Annotated in this window: 18 protein-coding genes and 1 pseudogene; 6 read left to right on the top strand and 13 right to left on the bottom strand. The window is 37.1% G+C overall.

Annotated features, from left to right (window positions below):
* Positions 1-67 precede the first annotated feature (67 nt).
* Positions 68-489, top strand: a pseudogene (locus JOC76_RS27355) (transposase); the annotation flags it as partial.
* Between the two features lie 452 nt (positions 490-941).
* Here JOC76_RS27355 and ald read toward each other — a convergent pair.
* Complete coding sequence (ald, locus tag JOC76_RS27350; RefSeq protein WP_205181966.1) at positions 942-2,075, bottom strand: alanine dehydrogenase; 1,134 nt, start codon at positions 2,073-2,075, stop codon at positions 942-944.
* 132 nt (positions 2,076-2,207) lie between these two features.
* Positions 2,208-3,440 carry a PucR family transcriptional regulator gene (locus JOC76_RS27345; protein WP_205181965.1) on the bottom strand — a complete coding sequence of 411 codons (1,233 nt, stop codon included), beginning with the start codon at positions 3,438-3,440 and terminating at the stop codon, positions 2,208-2,210.
* A gap of 307 nt (positions 3,441-3,747) precedes the next feature.
* On the opposite strand from JOC76_RS27345, the gene alaP reads away from it, so the two are divergent.
* Together alaP and JOC76_RS27335 are read left to right on the top strand one after the other, a co-directional pair.
* A complete protein-coding gene (gene alaP, locus JOC76_RS27340) occupies positions 3,748-5,148 on the top strand; it encodes an alanine permease AlaP (RefSeq protein WP_205181964.1) in 1,401 nt (466 codons plus the stop codon).
* Between the two features lie 125 nt (positions 5,149-5,273).
* Positions 5,274-6,089, top strand: a complete 816-nt coding sequence (locus JOC76_RS27335; RefSeq protein ID WP_205181963.1) for a 5'-nucleotidase, lipoprotein e(P4) family — start codon at positions 5,274-5,276, stop codon at positions 6,087-6,089.
* An 80-nt stretch (positions 6,090-6,169) separates the two neighbouring features.
* Here the strand turns inward: JOC76_RS27335 and JOC76_RS27330 are convergent, their stop codons facing one another.
* From JOC76_RS27330 to JOC76_RS27300, 7 genes are all read right to left on the bottom strand, one after another.
* Positions 6,170-6,535, bottom strand: a complete 366-nt coding sequence (locus JOC76_RS27330) for a cytochrome-c oxidase (protein WP_205181962.1) — start codon at positions 6,533-6,535, stop codon at positions 6,170-6,172.
* A 126-nt stretch (positions 6,536-6,661) separates the two neighbouring features.
* Positions 6,662-7,918 (bottom strand): DUF445 domain-containing protein, encoded by a 1,257-nt coding sequence (locus JOC76_RS27325; RefSeq protein ID WP_205181961.1) that lies wholly within the window; start codon positions 7,916-7,918, stop codon positions 6,662-6,664.
* Between the two features lie 121 nt (positions 7,919-8,039).
* On the bottom strand, positions 8,040-8,633 hold the full coding sequence (locus tag JOC76_RS27320) for a DUF3939 domain-containing protein (RefSeq protein ID WP_205181960.1): 594 nt from the start codon (positions 8,631-8,633) through the stop codon (positions 8,040-8,042).
* A 48-nt stretch (positions 8,634-8,681) separates the two neighbouring features.
* Positions 8,682-8,984: a HesB/YadR/YfhF family protein gene (locus tag JOC76_RS27315; RefSeq protein ID WP_205181959.1), complete on the bottom strand. Its 303-nt coding sequence runs from the start codon at positions 8,982-8,984 to the stop codon at positions 8,682-8,684.
* Between the two features lie 275 nt (positions 8,985-9,259).
* Positions 9,260-10,612 carry a hemolysin family protein gene (locus tag JOC76_RS27310; protein ID WP_205181958.1) on the bottom strand — a complete coding sequence of 451 codons (1,353 nt, stop codon included), beginning with the start codon at positions 10,610-10,612 and terminating at the stop codon, positions 9,260-9,262.
* 61 nt (positions 10,613-10,673) lie between these two features.
* On the bottom strand, positions 10,674-11,075 hold the full coding sequence (locus JOC76_RS27305) for a MerR family transcriptional regulator (protein WP_307784777.1): 402 nt from the start codon (positions 11,073-11,075) through the stop codon (positions 10,674-10,676).
* A 186-nt stretch (positions 11,076-11,261) separates the two neighbouring features.
* The gene (locus JOC76_RS27300) at positions 11,262-12,572 is read right to left on the bottom strand and encodes a hemolysin family protein (protein ID WP_205181956.1); all 1,311 of its coding nucleotides are present in this window, start codon (positions 12,570-12,572) and stop codon (positions 11,262-11,264) included.
* Between the two features lie 256 nt (positions 12,573-12,828).
* On the opposite strand from JOC76_RS27300, the gene JOC76_RS27295 reads away from it, so the two are divergent.
* Together JOC76_RS27295 and JOC76_RS27285 are read left to right on the top strand one after the other, a co-directional pair.
* Positions 12,829-13,125 (top strand): aldo/keto reductase, encoded by a 297-nt coding sequence (locus JOC76_RS27295; protein WP_205181955.1) that lies wholly within the window; start codon positions 12,829-12,831, stop codon positions 13,123-13,125.
* Positions 13,126-13,399: 274 nt separating this feature from the next.
* Positions 13,400-13,921 (top strand): beta-propeller fold lactonase family protein, encoded by a 522-nt coding sequence (locus tag JOC76_RS27285; protein WP_205181954.1) that lies wholly within the window; start codon positions 13,400-13,402, stop codon positions 13,919-13,921.
* 53 nt (positions 13,922-13,974) lie between these two features.
* Here JOC76_RS27285 and JOC76_RS27280 read toward each other — a convergent pair whose 3' ends face one another.
* The 3 genes from JOC76_RS27280 to JOC76_RS27270 are packed head-to-tail and all read right to left on the bottom strand — an operon-like array spanning position 13,975 to position 17,871.
* Entirely contained in the window at positions 13,975-15,183 is a 1,209-nt protein-coding gene (locus JOC76_RS27280; RefSeq protein WP_205181953.1) for a Ger(x)C family spore germination protein, read from the bottom strand.
* On the bottom strand, positions 15,167-16,270 hold the full coding sequence (locus tag JOC76_RS27275; RefSeq protein WP_205181952.1) for a spore germination protein: 1,104 nt from the start codon (positions 16,268-16,270) through the stop codon (positions 15,167-15,169). The genes JOC76_RS27280 and JOC76_RS27275 overlap by 17 nt, the downstream gene beginning before the upstream one ends.
* Before the next feature lie 26 nt (positions 16,271-16,296).
* The gene (locus tag JOC76_RS27270) at positions 16,297-17,871 is read right to left on the bottom strand and encodes a spore germination protein (RefSeq protein ID WP_205181951.1); all 1,575 of its coding nucleotides are present in this window, start codon (positions 17,869-17,871) and stop codon (positions 16,297-16,299) included.
* Between the two features lie 471 nt (positions 17,872-18,342).
* On the opposite strand from JOC76_RS27270, the gene JOC76_RS27265 reads away from it, so the two are divergent.
* Positions 18,343-18,501 carry a hypothetical protein gene (locus JOC76_RS27265; RefSeq protein WP_205181950.1) on the top strand — a complete coding sequence of 53 codons (159 nt, stop codon included), beginning with the start codon at positions 18,343-18,345 and terminating at the stop codon, positions 18,499-18,501.
* 276 nt (positions 18,502-18,777) lie between these two features.
* On the opposite strand, the gene JOC76_RS27260 is transcribed toward JOC76_RS27265, so the two are convergent.
* On the bottom strand, positions 18,778-20,208 hold the full coding sequence (locus JOC76_RS27260; RefSeq protein WP_205181949.1) for an alanine/glycine:cation symporter family protein: 1,431 nt from the start codon (positions 20,206-20,208) through the stop codon (positions 18,778-18,780).
* Between the last annotated feature and the right edge of the window lie 95 nt (positions 20,209-20,303).

Genomic DNA, 20,303 nt, shown 5'->3' with positions numbered 1-20,303 from the left:
CCCCTGCCCCTTACTCCCGCAGGAGTCTTCGTGCCTTCCGCACCAATCAACAGAGTGTTTACAATTATTTTTTTTTCTTCTTAAAAAAATCCGTCCATATTATAGTGATAATAACGGACGCCCTACTGACCCCCTTATTCTATTTAAAATGATGTTTATTGGTTATATTTACAGAATTCGATCTGAGCGACAATTAGAAAGAGAATAAAAATGAACATTGCGTACCGCTGGTTCTTAGGATTGAGATTTCATAATCCAGTCCCACATCATTCTACGATTAGTTGGAATCGTCAACGCCGTTTTAAAGATACAAATATCTTTCAGGATATTTTTGATGAAATTGTCTTCCTAGGGAATGAATCACAAAATGGTTGGGGGCGTGTTTTATTTACAGATTCAACTCAATTAAATGCAAACGCAAATAAACATAAGTTTACAAAAGAAGAGGTAGAAGTAGAGACTCGGGAATATTTTGAGGAATTAAATAAAGAAAGAGCTGTACGGGCTTCGCTATTGCCGGTTAAGGGGATTGAAGAACGCAAGTGAACAGGCTCTTCTTACTGCAGCCTGCCAAAATATAAAAAAGATTGCAACACACTCGGCCAAGTTAGAAAAAGTGAGTTGCAATACATTAGGTTGATTTGCCTCCCTGTTGATTGGAGCGGAGGACACTCGACTCCTGTGGGATGTAGAGGTCACTGGAGACCCCGCAGGCGCCAAAGCGCCGAGGAGGCTCCAGGACCTCCCCGCGGAAAGCGAGTGTCCGGAGCGGAAATCAACAGGCCCAATTGTGTGGCAATCCATCATTTAGGTATTTAGATACTGACAAAATAAAAAATTTGCCGAGAAAAATACCCTTTCTCGACAATCTGAAGGTAGCTATCAGAGCTACCTTTTTTGTTTACATTTTTATATAATTTCCTTTTAGGGAATACTCCACATTAGATGGAAGCTAGTTCTTTTGCTAATGCTTCTTCTAGCGGTACATATACAAGTCCGAGATCCCTTGCTACTACTTCATAAGTAATTTCGCCATTGACCACATTTACACCAAGTTTTAAGGCAGCATTTTCTGAAATGGCTTTGATAACCCCTTTATTGGCAATTTGTAAAGCGTATGGCACGGTAACGTTTGTAAGAGCAATAGTGGATGTTCTTGGAACTGCTCCAGGCATATTGGCAACCGAATAATGAACCACACCATGTTTGACAAAAATAGGGTTATCATGGGTTGTAACTTGATCACTAGTTTCTATAATACCGCCTTGGTCAATCGCAACATCGACAATGACAGAACCTGGTTTCATTGATTTCACCATTTCTTCTGTTACAAGCTTGGGTGCCTTGGCACCAGGAATTAAGACTGCCCCTATTAGAAGATCGGCTTCGGCCACGGCTTCTGCAATATTATATGGATTAGACATTAAGGTTTTTACTTGATTTCCAAAGATGTCATCTAACTGACGTAAGCGGTCAGCACTTAAATCGATAATGGTCACATCAGCACCTAAACCGATTGCCATTTTAGCTGCATTGGTTCCAACGATACCACCACCGATAATGGTTACTTTTCCACGATTAACTCCCGGTACCCCAGCTAAAAGGATTCCTTGTCCGCCGTTATTCTTTTGTAAAAATTGTGCGCCAATCTGTGCGCTCATGCGGCCTGCAACTTCACTCATCGGCGTAAGAAGTGGAAGGTTCCTGTTGACAGCCACTGTTTCATAGGCAATTGCAAAGACCCCTTTTTCTTTTAACGCTTGTGCTAAAGCAGGTTCAGCTGCAAGATGTAAATAAGTAAATAAAATCAGCCCTTGACGGAAATATTGATATTCACTTGCTAATGGTTCTTTTACCTTCATAATCATTTCTGATTGTAACCAGACATTACTAGCATCTTCGATGATTTCAGCGCCCGCTTTTAAGTAATCTTCATTAGTAAAACCGCTTCCGATGCCCGCGTCCTTTTCGACTAATAAAGTATGCCCCGCCTTGACTAGTGACACTACACCAGCTGGAGTAAGTGCTACACGATTTTCATTATTTTTAATCTCTTTAGGTACACCAATATACATCTGAAGTCCTCCCCTAACATGAAAGTATTTCTTTGCTATGAATAAAGTATAGAATGATTAACAGAGAAATTCTTTGTTAAGAAAGGAGAAAAGTTTTTATCCTTTTTGGGGAAATACACAAAATGTTCATATTTAATTACATTTTTCAAGTTTTAAGTCAAAGTATAGCATCATCTTCTGGTTAGGATCTTTTAAATTAATATCTCCGATTTCTGAAATCCGTTTTAGCCGATAATTGAGTGTGTTGGCATGGACATTTAGTTCCTTTGCGGTATCATTTATATTGTTATCTCTATTTAAATAGACCTCTAACGTTTCGACCAGATTACTATTGTGTTTTTGATCATATTCTTGCAGTTTTTTTAATGAGAAATTTTCATATCCCTCGTTTTTTCTTTTTTCTAAAATCACTTCAAATAATTGATATATTCCAAGCTTTTGGTAATTGAAGATTTCTTTCGTCTCAATAGGAAACTTTTCTTTAATGGATAGGACCGCTAATGTTTCCTTATATGCATGGGAGATTTTTTGATAATCATCATAAATGCTGCTGTACACAGGAATAATCCCTTTCATATGGTAACGTTCTTCCATTTGGTATACAAAGGTTTGAACAAATAGGTTAAATTGTTTAAAGGGGTCTTTTATATTAGCAGCAGAAACTAAAACAATGAGCTGATTACAGTCGATTGTATATAGCATAATTTTAGCTAGTTGACTGGTTTTTAATAAATACGATATATTTTGTTCCACTTTCCTTGTAATGTTTTCTGGAAATTGAAATACGGTTATGGCATAGGAAGGAGAAGGTGTAATTTTCAATGCAAGAAAGCGATCATAAATCTCTTTTTCACCCTGCAAATGTCCTGTTAACAGTTTCCAGAAAAATTCCTGCGAATGTTCTTCGTTTTTATTTTTCCTTGTTTGCAGCTGCAATAGTTTATTTGCTGTCGAGTTTGCTGCTTTTTTCAGTAGTTCAAATTCTTCTTCCTGTAAGATTTTATTCATTTCTATTGCCCAAATAAAACCCAGTACTTCATCTTGCTTCCAAATAGAAATAGCCACTCTTGACTTCAGTCCAATATCATCCATGTTCTTCACACGAATGGGTTCGCGGGTTTGAAGTAAAGCGGGAATGGTTCCTTCTTTCCATAATTGATTTATTACCTTCTCAGGAACTCTACGTCCAATAATAGTCGAGATCCTTGCTTGATCTGTCCGTTCATCATGAGTACTGTAAGCAAGCAATCTATGGTTTACGTCCTCAATCGTTATTGGGCAATTTAATACTTGGCTTATGAAATCAGCAAATTCTTCTAAACTATCAAAAGCAGTTTTAAAAGGATCATGTTGTCTAGTATCCAAAATAAAAACCTCCACACATCTCACTACAAGAAATTGTTTTGCTTTAGTTTAATTCTACAAAAAACAGCATTAATTTTCTTGTAAATTTACAAAAAAATATATTCACAAAAATGTTAAAATATTGTCTAAAGTAGTTCATAATTATATTACTAAAATTTGAAAGCGTTCACAATACAAAATAAGGAGAGTGAACTATCGCATTATATGATTGATAGTAGTATTATATTAATTTGTAAACTATTTTAAAAAATTAAAAGGCTTGAAGAGTTGGATGGGTTAGAAGTTTTTTTATCAAGGGGAGATAAATATGAGTAAAGACACTCAGAACAAAGAACTTCATCGCGGTTTAGAAGAACGGCATATTACACTAATGTCTCTTGGTGCAGCTATCGGGGTAGGATTATTTTTAGGCTCAGCATCAGCGATTAAGATGGCAGGTCCGGGGATATTGGTCGGATATGCCTTTAGTGGGTTAATCATGTTTTTTATTATGAGAGCATTAGGGGAAATGGCAATCCAAAAACCTGTAGCAGGATCATTTAGTAAGTATGCACGTGATTATTTAGGACCGCTTGCGGGGTACATAACAGGTTGGAATTATTGGTTTTTATGGGTTGTAACCTGTATGGCAGAGATTACAGCGATTGGTATCTATATGGAATACTGGTTTCCATCTGTTCCTAGATGGGTATGGGCCTTGGCAGCACTTATCATAATGGGGGCAGTAAACTTCCTTGCTGTTAAAGCATATGGGGAATTAGAGTTCTGGTTTGCTTTAATTAAAATTATTACGATTATTGCGATGATTGCCGTTGGTGCTGGAATGATTTTCTTTGGCTTTGGTAATGGCGGAATTGCCACTGGCATTCATCATTTATGGGAACACGGCGGTTTCTTCCCGAATGGAATAAAAGGTGTCTTCTTATCCTTACAGATGGTTATGTTTGCCTACCTGGGTATTGAAATGATCGGGGTTACGGCAGGAGAGGTGAAAAATCCGCAAAAGACTCTTGCTAGAGCCATTGATACAGTCTTTTGGCGCATTCTTTTATTCTATGTGGGGGCATTGTTTGTCATTATGTCTATTTATCCTTGGGAGGAAATTGGCACCAAAGGAAGCCCCTTTGTCCTCACCTTTGAAAAAATTGGCATTCCAGGAGCAGCTGGCATTATTAACTTTGTAGTTCTTACAGCTGCACTTTCATCTTGTAATAGTGGGATTTTCAGTACCGCAAGGATGTTATTTAATCTTGCAGAACATGGAGAAGCACCAAGAAAATTTGGACAAGTGTCGAAAAGCGGGGTTCCAGGTATGGCTGTATTAGCCTCTGCTGGTGCCTTATTGGTTGGAGTTGTCCTTAACTATATTGTTCCTGCAAAGGTCTTTACTTGGGTAACTAGTATTGCAACGTTCGGGGCCATTTGGACTTGGGGGGTTATTCTGTTATCACAAATACGCTATCGGAAAACCTTAAATCAGAAGGAACTAAAGACGCTAAAATATAAAATGCCATTATTTCCGTATACATCTTATCTGTCTCTTGCCTTTTTAGCATTTGTGATTGGTTTGATGGCTTATAATCCTGATACAAGAATTGCCTTGGTGATTGGGCCGTTATTCCTAGTTTTCCTAGTAGCTGTTTACTATATCAAAGGGTTTCATAAGCGGGGCTCAATCGGAAACAAAGTAAAAAAACGAATTATCTAAAATGAAAAGAGCAGCAAGTCAGATTGACTTGTGCTCTTTTTTATTTGATCACCAATCTAAAATACCTAGGTTTTATCCTTCTTTCACATACTAATATTGTTCAAACATGAAGGAGGGTATTGGAAATGATAAGGAAGACTAAATGGGTGGTCCTTGTTTTAGTTGGATTTTTACTTAATGGTGTATCAGTAAAGGCTGAAACACAAGGGAGCCCTTCGTTAAACTTGTATGAGCAAAACACTATGTCCGTGCTTTGGTTTCAAAGCTCAGCCGAGGCAAAAGCATTATATTACCAAGGGTATAACCTTGGCAGGATGCGATTAGATGAATTGTTAAAAAACCGATCGAAAACAGCTGTCTTAAAGCCTGCCGTAGTCCTTGATATTGATGAAACGATTCTTGATAACAGTCCACATCAAGCATGGTTTGTCCTACATGGACAAGGAATTCCCTTTAACTGGAATGAGTGGTTTAATCGCGGAACAGCAAAGGCATTACCTGGAGCAATTGAATTTTTGCAGTATGCTAATGCCAGGGGAGTCGATATTTACTATATTTCAAATAGAGATGAGGCCCAAAAAGAAGCGACAGCCAAAAATCTACAGCTTGTGGGAGCTCCGCAGGTCAATTACGAGCACATATTACTTCAACAACCAGGTGAGAAGGGAAAGGAGACACGACGAAAATACGTATCAAAAACGCATGAAATTCTCTTATACTTTGGCGATAATTTAGGAGATTTTAGCGGTTTTGATGGATTAACAGTATCAGAAAGAACATCAGAGGTAAATAAACGAAGGGATGAGTTTGGCCGGAAGCTGATTGTTTTTCCAAACCCAATGTATGGTGATTGGGAGGGAGCCATTTATGATTACAATTATAGAAAAAGCAATGAAGAAAAAGACAGGCTAAGAAAGAAATTTTTACAAATCCATAGGTGATAAGTGACAGTATGAACTTATGTTAAGAAGACACCATATCAGGTGTCTTCGCTTAGCAAAAAGAATGTTATAATGACAGGTTACTGTTTTACATTTTTGAAAATGTTAATGGCAAAGATGATAATCCCTAAAACCATTAAAGTTCCGCCAACGGCTACTGCAGGACCGGCACTATCCACACCGGAAACCAACAAGGCAAGCCCAATCATCATAATAGGGAGCGAAATATTGTGAAGCCAGAAATGAACTTTTGCAAGGGTGGTTTCAGCGGCATTGGGAAATACAGCATAAATCAAACCAGCAAGTGCCAAAGACATCCAACCTAATAAATTAATATGAACGTGAACAGGTGTGAAGTCAAAGGATTCCGTCATTGACATGTACATGCCAAGAAGTACCCCAATCACAAAATAGATTACAGAAATCTTAATAAGCTTAACAGCCATTTTCATGCCCCCTTATGTGATAAAAAGAATGACTATAATACTAAATATGAGGAGGGGGCCTAAAAAAGAACCAATTTTCAAGTTCCTATTTCGTGCAAAAAAAGATGCCTTATGAACTAAGGCATCTTAAAAGAAAGCTCTAATACCAACTAAAATTAACCCAATCAAAAATCCGCATACGGCCCCATTGACACGAATCCATTGCAGGTCCTTTCCGACATTTGTTTCGACCATGTTAATTAAAGTTTTGTCATCGAGTCTATCTAAATTTTCTCTTACAAGTTTTCCGATTTTAGAATGATTTTTTTCAACAAAGTCTGAAAGCTGCGATTTCATCCATGTATCAAAAGCGGTTACTTTTTCTGTGTTGTTCTTCAATTCATTTAGGCTGTCAAGTGTAAACGGAATTAAGAAGTTATTTAAAAAAGCTGGTTCTGAAACATAATGAATGGCTTTTTCCTTTAACTCTTGTAATAGGTTATCTATTTGCTCATGAGGTTCCCACTTGGTAATCAAATGAGCCTTTAAATTGGAAAGCTCAGTATATACTTTTTCATCACTCTTAATGGATTCAAGCTTGTGCCCGATATGAAGTAATAAAGTCTTCCTATTAGGATTGTAGGGATCTCGATAACTGGCTACTCCTTTTTGAATAAGACTCTGAATAATGTTTCCCAATTTTTCTTCGTTAACCAAGTTGCTAAACGATTTCAAAGCAAACTGCATAAAACCATCTGCTTTAATGTTTTCCACTGCATCTACGGCCATTCCGCCAAGCTTGTACTTTGTTGAATCTTTCGCAGCCCAATCATCAATTTCTTTCAGAATGTAATCGAGTGTTTTTTCCTCATATTTTCGTTCTGTGACTTGATCAATAAGCAAGGGAACGTACTTTTTGATATCCCAATCATTTAATTTAGTTTTTAGCTCTTGTTCAATAATGGGTGTAAGTTTCGCTATGTTTACCTTATTGATTAAGTGTTGAATGAGTAGTATGAAATTCTTTTGCACTGTTGTTGAGCTAACTTGAGTGGTGATAATGTCTACTAATTTATTGGTAATTTCAAACGAACCAATTTTTTTTCGAATACTTTCCTTCGTAAGCCAATCATTCTCAAGCATGGTAATGATTCCAGTCGTAATTCTTTGCCGGTTCTTAGGCAGTAGTGCCGTATGTGGAATGGGTATGCCGAGCGGGTGTCGGAAAAGAGCTGTTACGGCAAACCAATCTGCTAACCCTCCGACAAGACCTGCTTCAAAACCACCTTGGAGAATATTCCCCCAAAATGAGTGCTGTAATGGCATAGTAGCAATATATCCGATTCCCATGATTATAAGAGAAATAGTCGCCAAATACCGCGATTTATTTTTCTGTTTTACCATCTTTGTATCCCTCGTTTATAAAATATATTTCATTGTTAGTCTATTATCTCAGTATAGTTGAAAAAAAAGCAAAAAAAACTTCCTCAAATATAAAAAAATCCTCTCAGGAGTGAAAGGATTTCTAATTCTTTGGTTTTATATGAGTGATTAAACCATCTAGGTCTGTTATATAAAATTGTGTATCAGGTGCTTTTTTTAAGTAATGTTCCTTAAGGAGCAAATAGTAATTAACCTTGTGTTGGGGGTCAAAATTTAACATGGGGTATTCTTTGTGATTCTGAACATATAGGTCCACTGCTTTTTGAACCAGATCCATCTCAGTTGGAATTTGTTTGTCATTTTCATCGAACAAATCGTAAGTCTCCCTAGACATATAAAATTTTTTGCATGGGACTCCGCCAAGATGCGGTACAAGCTTCTCAAAGTCGATGCTATTGTCTTCCTGAACCAAGACTGTTCGGAAAACTCCTTTAGGCAGACTGTCTGAAAATTTCCTTACAGCTTTACGTACTTCCTCGAGTGTAACATCAATAGTTGGAGGAATGCCCGAAGCAGTTTGAGAAATAGATTTTTTATCTTTTAGCTTACTTAAAAAATGAACTAACTGTCTTTGAGGTCTCGTATATTCTTTGATGTCCAACTCCTTTCTTGAAGAGATTGGAAATGGATAGAATCCTAGAGTAAGAGGGTAACTTATGTCATCTTTATTATACATAAAATTGGAAAGACCAGCCAGTGTGCCGGCTGGTTTCTTCTATAAAATCTAATGAACGCATGTTTCTCTAAAACTGATTTGAATTTCTTTCATATCTTCGTTAAAAGATAAATATGTTTCTGTTTCTTCAAAAAACCAAGTGTCATTTTCATTCACATAAAAGGTGATTCCGTTCATTTTCTGTGCATAACCTATATTTGCAGGCTGCTCAACTGAAAAAGCAAGACTAAAACCTCTATTCTTTTCTCCAAAGCCTGCATATTGGGGATAAAGGCGAATACCGATTGGATAACTATTCTCAAATTCTTTCGTAAACCATGAAGCTGCTTTTTCGTCGATTGATATGAACATATTTTTACACCAACCTTCAAAAGTAATTATGCATTATAAGGGTAGAAATGATTTCCTTATAATCAAAGAATATAATTTTTAGATTGGAATGAATATGATAAAATTCACACATTTTGGCAAGTTTAAAAAATTTTGAATAGAACTTTTCAAATCAAGGTTACTTTTAACATGACATTGGAATCATTTGCAGTCATTTATTTTTGGTAAAAATCGGGCATAAAGAGCAGACAAAAAATAGACCGAAAGCTTCGGTCTATTTTTATTAATATCCTATTCTATGAAAGAACTTCAGATTTAGTTACAGTGACTTGTGGAGAATTTGGTTCATTATTAGTGGCATTTTTAGTGACTTCAATATACTTTATATGATGTTCATCCATATCGAGAATTTTAAAGGTAAATGTTTCATGATGAATGATGTCGCCTTCTTTTGCCTCGTAATTTTCGGTAAGAACCCAACCGCCAATAGTGTCGATATCTTCATCATCGATTTCAACACCTAATAAATCATTAATCTCACTTACTAAAACCTTTGAATCGATAATATAATGATTTTCTTTAATCTTGCGAATTTCCGGAACCTCATCCATATCAAATTCATCTCGAATATCACCGACAATTTCCTCCAGGATATCTTCAACTGTAACAAGTCCAGATGTCCCGCCATATTCATCCATTAAAACCGCCATATGAACACGATCTTTTTGCATCTTCACCAATAAGTCATGGATAGGAATGGTCTCAATAACTCTAATAATTGGGCGAGTATAGTTTGCTAGTGTTTGCGATGAAAGATTTTCATTGCCTATTAAATCAGTCATTATTTCTTTAATATTGATTAATCCGATAATATGATCTTTATCGCCATCAATTACTGGATATCTAGTAAACTTTTCTTCGCGTAAGATTTGAAGAAATGTCTCTAAAGAATCGTCCTTTGATAAAGAAACCATTTCTGTTCTTGGAACCATGATTTCCTTGGCAATCCGATTATCGAATTCAAAAATTTTATTTACATACTTAAACTCGGATTGGTTAATTTCGCCACTCTTATAGCTCTCAGATAGGATAATTCGAAGTTCTTCCTCAGTATGGGCAATTTCATTTTCTGAAACTGGTTTAAGCCCGAAAATACTTGAGACAATTCGTGCTGATCCATTTAATACCCAAATAAAAGGATACATCATTTTGTAGAACATGATAAGCGGACGTGACACAATCAAGGTGATCAGCTCTGCCTTTTGAATAGCAAGTGTTTTAGGAGCCAGTTCTCCAACTACAACATGCAGGAAGGTAATGAGAGCAAACGCAAGGCCAACGGATATTATTTGTGTTGCACTCTCAGGGATATTAATTGATAGAAAAAGCGGGCTTAAAATATGCTCAATCGTGGACTCCCCAATCCAACCTAAACCCAAGGCAGTAATCGTAATACCTAATTGACAGGCAGATAAATACTCATCTAAATTCGATATTACTTTTTTTGCTGCTACAGCCTTCGAATTTCCTTCCTCAATTAACTGATCAATTCTTGAACTTCTAATTTTAACAATTGCAAATTCAGAAGTTACAAAAAAGGCAGTTAAGGCAATTAAAATGGCTATAATAACCAAGTTAAATATGTCCAAATAAATTCCCTTATCCCGTTGTTAAACAGGTAAGGTGTCACCTCCCAGTTATTTAAAAAAATTAAGTCGTAACACTCAAAAGTGATTGCATTAGAGTGGTACGAAGCAAACTAAGATTGCTGGTCAGCTTTTGTTTCTGTTCCTCATCTAATGTTTCTATAATGGGGATGAGGTCAAACAAGTCGCTGTGCAGCTGCTTCATTTGCTGAGTTACAGCACTTACATGCTTTTCAACTTCTGATTCACGTAAGTGTTTTGCTTTGCGCATTTCTAGTTTTCTTTTAATCTCATCTAAAGGAAAGTGCAGACTTTTACATTCTTCAATAAATTTCAAATCAACCAATGCTTCATCTGAATAAATACGGTAATTTGACTTTGAGCGATCTGCATTTAATAAGCCAATAGACGTATAGTAATCAATGGTTCGTTTTGACACATGCGCCATTTCAGCTATTTCACCAATTCGATAGACAGCCCCATCATATCACCTCTTTAATTTGAAAATTAATAATAATTATAAATAATTTAAACTGTACAGTCAAACGTTCTAGTTTGAATAGTAGTTGTTATACATATTTTATGGGGAAATCCCATAAGTATGTGTATAAAAATCAAAATATTACAAAAAATATAAAAAACAAAGCCTCCGTTACTCGGAGGCTACTGTTTCCATCTTTCTTACTTCAATATATTCAATATGATGTCCTTCGTTTTCCTTAATTTGAAAGGTGAATCCTTCCTTTTCAATAGAATCGCCCTTTTTAATATCAAACTTTTGTGTTAGAAACCAACCGCCAATGGTATCAACTTCCTCTTCTTCAAGGGTGGTTCCAAGGAGATCATTTACTTCGCCAATCAGTACTTTGCCATCTAAAATATAATGGTAATCACCTTTTTTCTGGATTAGCGGAAGTTCATCCAAATCAAATTCATCACGAATTTCACCGACAATTTCTTCCAGAATATCTTCTACCGTAACAATACCAGCTGTGCCACCATATTCATCAGATAAAACCGCCATATGAGTGCGGCTTTTTTGTAATTTTACTAACAATTCTTGAATCGGAATACTTTCAATAACATGAATGACCGGTTTAATATAAGGACTCAGGGGTTGTTCTCCTGTACATTTTTCCTGTATACAATCTGTTAAAACTTCTTTAATATTAACAATTCCTAGAATATTATCTTTATCTCCGTCAATAAGCGGATACCGGGTATATTTTTCCTCGCGGACAATTGCGATAATTTCGTCCATTGTGGCATCTTTTGAAAGGGTGACTACCTCTGTCCTTGGTACCATAATTTCCTTTGCAATTCGATCATCAAATTCAAAAATATTATTCATATAACTGTATTCGGAGTGATTAATTTCGCCGCTTTCGTAGCTTTGTGAAAGAATTAAACGAAGTTCTTCCTCAGATAAGACCATCTCTTGTTCAGAAGTTGGTTTAATACCGAAAAGTCCCGTCACAAATCGGGCAGAACGGTTAAGAATCCAAATAAAAGGATACATGACCCTGTAAAAAAGAATCAGTGGTTTTGCAAACAGCATAATAATTTGTTCTGATTTTTGGATTGCGAACGTTTTTGGTGCTAATTCACCAATGACTACGTTAAAAAAGGTGATAATCGCAAAAGCCAGAATAAATGAGAGAATTTGTTTTAATGATTGGGGTATTTGTATCCATTCAAATATAGGTTGTAACACAGTACGGATGGTTGGCTCACCTAGCCATCCTAAAACGAGGGAGGTAATCGTAATACCAACCTGTGTGGCCGATAAATAACCATCCAAATTTGAAATGACTTTTTTGGCTGCCTCTGCTTTCTTGTTACCTTCTGAAATTAATTGATCTATTCTTGTTGTCCTAACTTTTACCATGGCAAATTCTGATGCAACAAAAAATGCAGTAAAGGTAATAAGGATTGCTATAATTAAAACGTTCATCCAAATCATTTAGCGCCTTACATTTGGTAAGGCATGCCACCTCACTTACTTTTTACTCTATGTAAACATTATTCCCTGTAAATCCAATCTTCTAACTTTTTTTCTAACCATTCTTTTATTATTTCAAAAAAGAAACCTATAAGCAAATTAGGGAACTTAATAAATGGCTCTGTTATATTAGGCCGTTGATTTCCGCTCCAATCAACAGGGTATTTTCATGGTGAGTCGTTAATCAAAATGAGCGAAAAGAAGCTTGAAGATATTCGTGGCAGTAAAATATCACCCCAGCAACTTTGGTGCGCGGCATCTCGCATATGCCCAGGCAGCAGCAGAAAAACACCATTTCTTAGGTTTGGTGTACTTGCAACACAAATACGACCTGATGTGCAGGCTGCCTGAGTTGGAGTTGCTCCCTGCTGCGCTGGATCTTGGCATGGGTGTCGTTACCTTCAGCCCACTAGCAATGGGGCTGCTCAGCGGAAGTGAACTGAAACCTGTAGAAGGAAAACAACGTCCGCAAAGTATGTCGGGAATTGAGCGATACCCAGATTGCACAGCTTGATGCATATGGCAAGCTGTGCAGGGAATAGGGGGAGAGCGAGTCCAATGTCGCATTGGCTGGGTGCTGGCTAACCCAGCCGTGACGGCTCCAATTATCGGACCAAGAACGCTTGAACAGATGGAAGAATCCCTGTGGGGCAGTCGAAATCGAACTTCCTGCAGATGTAATGAAAAAAACTAGATGAGATTTTTCCTGGACCAGGAGGAGAAGCTCTCTATGCCTACCTGCGTGGATAATATGATGCAAAGCTTGGTGAGGTAAGGTGCAAACATTTATGGTCAACGATACATTTGTATATATCGGTAACTGGAAAAATAATGGTAGTTCATGCGGATTCGGGATTTGTAAGTACGATGAGAAGCGGGGCGAGCTAGAGTACCAAAAAAACGTATTTCCAGAGATATGCATAGGTGCTACTTACCTAGATAAAAAGAGGAATATCCTCTACTGTACGGACGAACGCTCCCACCATCCTGATTTTGGGCATGGAGGCGGTGGGAGAGTATATGCCCTAGCCATTAATTCGGAATCGGGGGACCTTGTCGAGATCAATCATAAACCTACATACGCCCTGCTTGCTTCCTATGTGACGACCGACCGAAGCGGGAACTATCTCATCGTTACCAACCATTCCGGAGATCACCCGGTTACCAAATCGGTGAGGGACGCTGCTGGTAACTATCATATCGTATTGGAATTTGAGAAACTGATGAAAAAGAGCCACAATACAGAGATCATCTTCTTAAATCTGCCTAGGATTTTTTTGAAAATGTCCTTTACAACGGGTACACATTAAAATTAGGATCAGACTTTTTTCTGATTCTAACCTATTGCTAATCTCAACAAATCTCAATTTTTAAAGTTTGATCCATAATCCATAATAGTTAATTTCACGTTGTATTCGATTGGAACTTCACTAAATATGTGGTCCCAATCTTTTTTGACTTTTTCCCATACTTTAGGATGTTCAATTCTCAATCGGTTTCCGAAGCCGGCAACGTCGACTTGGTAATCCTTTTGCATTTTTTCTCCTGTAGTATTTATCAATCGTTTTACTTCTTCTTCAGCGGCTTTTTCAGCTCTTTTTAAAAATTTATTTTCAGAACCTTCCCCCGAAATTACCCAATTTTCAGAAAGGCTCCCTTCTGATTCAATTTTTACATCAAAAGAGATGTTGTTCCCATTAACGTGAGGTGTAATTTTACTTTTCATTGTTTTTATTTCGTAAATGATTGGCTGTTTTGTCGCTGCATCAAAGCTTTTGACCAAACCACCTTTTCCCTTTCCAGTTATCCACGTTAAGCCTTCCATTTCCTCTTCATTCAAAAAACCAAGAAGCTTTTTTGTCTTTCCTCTAATCACGGCAGCTCCTGAAAATTTAACTTCTCCATTCGTCGGAATAACATTTTGTAAAAGAAAACTAGATCCTGAATGCATCTTGCCTTCTAATTTGGCAAGTGACATAGGGGCCAAAATCCTTGTTGTTCGATATTCATTATCTGAAATTCCAATCAAACGGAACGCTGGAATTTTTCCTGATTCTTTTGATTCTAGTGTCTCATTTGCGCGCCCCTTGCTAATGAACACAAGACAGCTTGGTCTAATTTCATTATCACGAAGTAATTGATCAACTAATTGTTCCAATCTATACTTACGTACAAGATCCTTACTAATAACAATAACTTTAAGGTGTGGGCTGAATATGGGGCGATCACTTCTCAAAGAAAATTCGCGACTCATTTGATGGATGGAATCACCGGTTTCAGAAATATTCAAGTAAGGTTTTTGTTGTGATCCCCCGCCTTTATTCTCTGAACCTGTTCCTTGTGGGTTAACAATTTGAAAAGTCATGGTTATTTTTTCTGTTGAGTTATATCCTCCTCCTTGTTGCTTTAATTCTTTCTCAATAGCTGACTCTTTTCCTTTATCTAATGCCAAACCTACACTTAAACCTATTTCTTCAATTTCGTTACTGCTCCAGCAACTTGTAAGAAACAGGAGTAGTAGAATGGAAAGTATACCCTTAAGGGACCGTATATTGTTATTGCTTTGCTTCATGCTTTCCCACCTTCCATCTTGAAACAATGAGAAGCAGCAACGGTAGTAAACCAAATAAATATAACGCGACATTGCCAATCATATCGCCGAGTTTAAATAGGTCATTAATATTTTTCGGCATAACCGTAATGATGTAAATAACCGGAAGTAATCCATACAAAAATGGATGAATATTCTTTTTCAAGAGTTGAGCCAGACCCAAAGCAGCCGAATAGTAGGCGATGGTAAATGTAGCAAATATTTGCATGATCCATATTACGAGTAACAAGGACTCAAATCTTTCAAAGATTAAGCCGGGGATTTCAAAACTTCTTATCAAATCAAGGGACGGCCACGTTCTTGTGACCACTCCATCGACGGATAACGCCCCGATCACCATAATGACGGTTATTACATAAAAAATTAAGGGTATGGTAATTCCGACTATTACAGCTTTTACTGCTTTATCCGGATGTATCATAAATGCCGGAAGGAACAACATGATTTCCAAACCTGTATATGCGAGAGCCGTTGTCTTTACCCCTTTTAATACAGGTATGATTCCCAATCCTAATACTGGACGGAGATTATCCATCTCAAATATTCCGAAACTCATAAAGGCAACCAGCAAAAAAAGGATAACTGTTATAGGAAAAATAATTTCAAACAGCCGGGCCATTGGGTTGATGCCTCCAGTGGTCAAATAGAGACCTACCCAAATAAATGACATAGTGATTGCCCAATTAGGGGTGCCTTCCAGTAAATATACCCCTGTTACTTCCACCATGGCACGGACTTGAAACCCGGCAGTTAATAATAAATAACATATAATAAGAACACTGAGAAGCCCGCCTACCCATTTCCCTGCGATTATACGACTATATTGATAAAAGGTTTTTTCGGGAAACAGTTGGCTTAATTTCACAATCATAACCCCAGCTATTATCGCGATTAGTCCGCCTAAAATAACGGTAATCCAAACATCAGGTGTTTTTACCTTTTCTACAGATGCCCTGGGCAGTGTGAGGATCCCTGTACCAAGAATAAAATTGATGACGATAACGGCTGCTTGGGGAGTGGTTATTCGGTCTTTGGGACCAAGAGTCATCTCGGGTTCACTTCCTTCGAAGTAGGCTATTCTTTACGAAATTGATCTTTCGTATGTATCATCTTCGGACGACGTTTCATCATCTGAATAGGCATGCGGACCATGAAATCTTTCAAGTCACTTAATCGATAAGGTACAGCAGGACTGGTATAAGGTACACCAAAACTCTTCAGTTTCACCAAATGACTGCAAAGTAAGAGGAAAAACAGAATGACTCCGTACAATCCAAACAATGCAGCAGCAAACATGGCTACAAAGCGAAGAATACGCAAGGGGATGCCTGCACTGTAACTAGGAATGGCAAAGGAAGAAATGGCGGTTATTGCTACTACAATAACCATAATATTACTAACAATCCCTGCTTGGACGGCTGCTTCACCGATGATTAGTCCGCCAACAATTCCCATCGCTGGGCCAATGGGTTTAGGTAAGCGCAGCCCAGCTTCCCGTAAAATTTCAATAGCTATTTCCATAAACAGTGCTTCTATTAGTGAGGGGAACGGAACACCTTCCCTAGTTCCTGTAATTGAAATGGCTAACTTACTTGGGATTAATCCCGGATGAAACGAGATAAAAGAAATATAAAGTGAAGGTGCAAACAACGTAAGAAGAGCTGCTCCAAACCGTAAAAGACGGAAGAGGGAGCCAGGAATCCATCGTTCATAATAATCTTCCGGCGATTGCAATAACATACTAAACGTAACAGGTGCAATCAAAGCGAAAGGTGTTCCGTCTAATAAGATTGCCACTCGTCCATCCATCAATGCGCTAATTACACGGTCAGGACGCTCTGTACTTTGTACTTGAGGAAAGGGACTAAGGAAATTATCTTCGATCAGTTGTTCTACATAGCCTGATTCCGGTACATGATCAATATCGATTTTCTGAATTCTTTTCTTTACTTCTTCTATTAATTCCGGGTCAGCAATCTCTTTCATATAGACGATGGCCAATTCTTTTTTTGCCCGTTTTCCTATTTGGAATTTTATTAATGCTAAGTTCACGTTTTCACCATGTCGTCGTAAAAGGGCGGTATTATCGGTTAAGATTTCAGTAAAACCAACTCGTGGACCTCTGACCAGTCCTTCTGACACCGGCTCTTCAATATTCCGTTTGTTTGCTTTGGTTGTACCAAGAATGAACGCATCTGATAGTCCATCAATCAAAAGGGCTGTCATACCTGTCAATATTTTTGCTATCAACTCTTTAATATGATTGACTTCTTTTACTTCACTAATAGAAAGAATTTGATTTTTAATAAACTCTTTTGAAAAGGTTCCTTTTACATAAGATGGTTCCTGTTTAAATTCGTTGAAAAAATCAGCCATCAATGATTTCATAATATGTTTGTCGATGAGATCTTTGTCGGACAGTCCTTCTACAAAAATGATGGCCGACCGAATGCCTGTACGCCCGATCCTAAACTCCCGAATGTGCACATCCGAGTTATGACTGATTTCTTGCTTAATAAGTTCCAAATCCGAGGTAAAATCGCCCGTAAAATGACCTATTGGATATCCATAAGATTTATAATCTTCCTTTTTTTCACTTTCATTTGTATGGTTTCTTGTATTTCTGATCTTTGATTTCCAGATTTTCATCACTCTTCCTCTAATGTAATGATCCAACTAAAAAATTTCGAGATTGAATAGGGGATGAAAAACGCAATAAAAGCTTGCATAAAAGCATACCAGTCTGGAAGATAGGAAACGATCATTGTCCACATATTTATCACCTAATAAAGATCCCATGTCTGCAGCTGACATAAGGAGCATCTCCTGTAAAATATTGTCATTAATAAAAAGTCATTTCTCGACTTGTAATATTACCTTATAGAGGGAATTTATGTATCGAGTCTTAATATTGTTCTGACTCTTCTTCATTGAAGGCGATGATTTTTAGATTTTGTTAATGACTAATATAACACTAATATGTTTTGAAAGTTTTAAGTTGTTTTGTATTCTTCTGTATGATTGTGTAGATCCTATAATAAATTAAAGCTACAGTATTAGGAATAATCTATCAGTGAATGAGAAAAGAGGAACAGTAATCTTTTATTGGGGGAATTTTTAATGTGGGTAATCACTCTCTATTCAAACGAAAAAACGTCGATGTTCGAATTTGATACAGAAAAAGAGGCAAGGGAAGCTTTCAAGAATATGAAAGGATACAAGATTCTTTCCGAGATTATTTATTTTAATGATCATTGTTTTACTTCAGCTGCTGTTTAAGAACCTTTTCATGATCACTAGAAGGAAAATGGGACGAAATTCAAAGTTTTGCTTTCATTTGTCCATTCATTATTTAATTTTGATAGTTTAGGAAAAAGATGATGTTCTCTGCTTTAGGTGTCATAAAAATAAACCAAAAATTTGATAGGATTGTAAAAATAAATTTGAAATCCACTACTTGAATGTCAAAGTAGTGGATTTGTTTTAGATAAATATGCAGGATTCTACCAGAAAAAATACAGATATCAGCCTATAATGTATATAAAAGTCTTATTATTATATGGCCTTTTCCTTTTCTACGGTTGAATCAACTTGAGAGAGTTCCCAACATTCAATGTTCTCATGATTCTTAATAGTGTCTTTATAAAATACCGGATCTTTACCATCCTTTTTCTGTTTAATGTAATCGTTTAATGCACTAAATGCCACTTTTGATAATAGAAGAATGGCAATTAGGTTTACAATCACCATTAAACCCATAAATAAATCAGCTAAATCCCATACAAGTTGAATCTTTGCAACTGAACCGAATATGATCATGGCGAATACGCTTATTCGGTATAGCATCAACCATGCTTTACTTTTATGTAAAAAGCGAATGTTTGTTTCCCCGTAATAATAGTTACCAATTAACGCACCGAATCCAAATAGTAAAATAAAGATGGCAAGACAGCCTGATGCCCATGAACCAATATGTTCACTTAATGCTGCTTGTGTAAGTGCAATACCATTTAGCCCTGGTTGTTTGTAAGCATCAGAAAGTAAAATAATAAATGCTGTGCTTGTACAGATAATCAGTGTATCAGTTAATACGCCAAATGCTTGAATAAGTCCTTGTTTTACCGGATGACTTGTTGTTGCTGTTGCGGCAACGTTTGGCGCACTCCCCATACCAGCTTCATTCGAGAATAAGCCGCGTTTAACTCCATTCATGAGCGCAGCTCCAAGTGAACCACCTGCCACTTGTTCAAAGCCAAACGCATTTTTAACAATAAGAGAAAGAATTTCCGGCACTTTAGTTATGTTCGCAGCTATGACAAACAATGCAACACCAATGTATAACACAGCTAAAAGCATAACCTTGTATTCAGCCAGTTTTGCAATACTCTTCACACCGCCAAAGATAATCGCAGCGAAAACAACTGCCATGATAATCCCTACAGTTAAACGATCTGTACCGAATGCGTTTTCAAAAGCAATTGTAACCGTATTTGATTGTACAGAATTGAATACAAGACCGAAAGAAAGTGTAATTAAAATGGAGAAAAATATTCCCATCCAACGTTTGTTTAATCCTTTATCCATATAATAGGATGGGCCGCCACGGAAACCGTCTTTATCTTTTACTTTATAGACTTGTGCTAACGTACTTTCTATAAAGCTGGATGCTGAGCTAATAATAGAAATAATCCACATCCAAAATACCGCTCCAGGACCGCCTAATGCAATCGCAATTGCAATTCCTGTGATATTACCTGTTCCAACGCGTGCCGCCATTCCAACACAGAACGCTTGAAATGGGGAAATGCTTTCTTTAGAACCAGTTCTCCCCTCCATTAAAACGCGGACCATTTCTTTCAACATTCGAAACTGTACAAATTTCGATTTAAAAGTGAAATAAAGACCGAATAAAACTAGCATAATAATCAATAACTTTGACCATAGAAAATCATTTGAAAAGATAATAATATCATGCAATTGTTGCATGTTCATCACTCCAGTAAAAGTTTATTAGATTGATATCAGAATATAAAAATCTAGCGACTTATTGTCTTCCTTTTAGTTCTCACCAGAAGCAAAGT

This window comes from Neobacillus cucumis, assembly GCF_016908975.1.
Taxonomy (GTDB): Bacteria; Bacillota; Bacilli; order Bacillales; family Cytobacillaceae; genus Neobacillus; species Neobacillus cucumis.
This window is presented reverse-complemented; position numbering and strand designations above follow the sequence as displayed.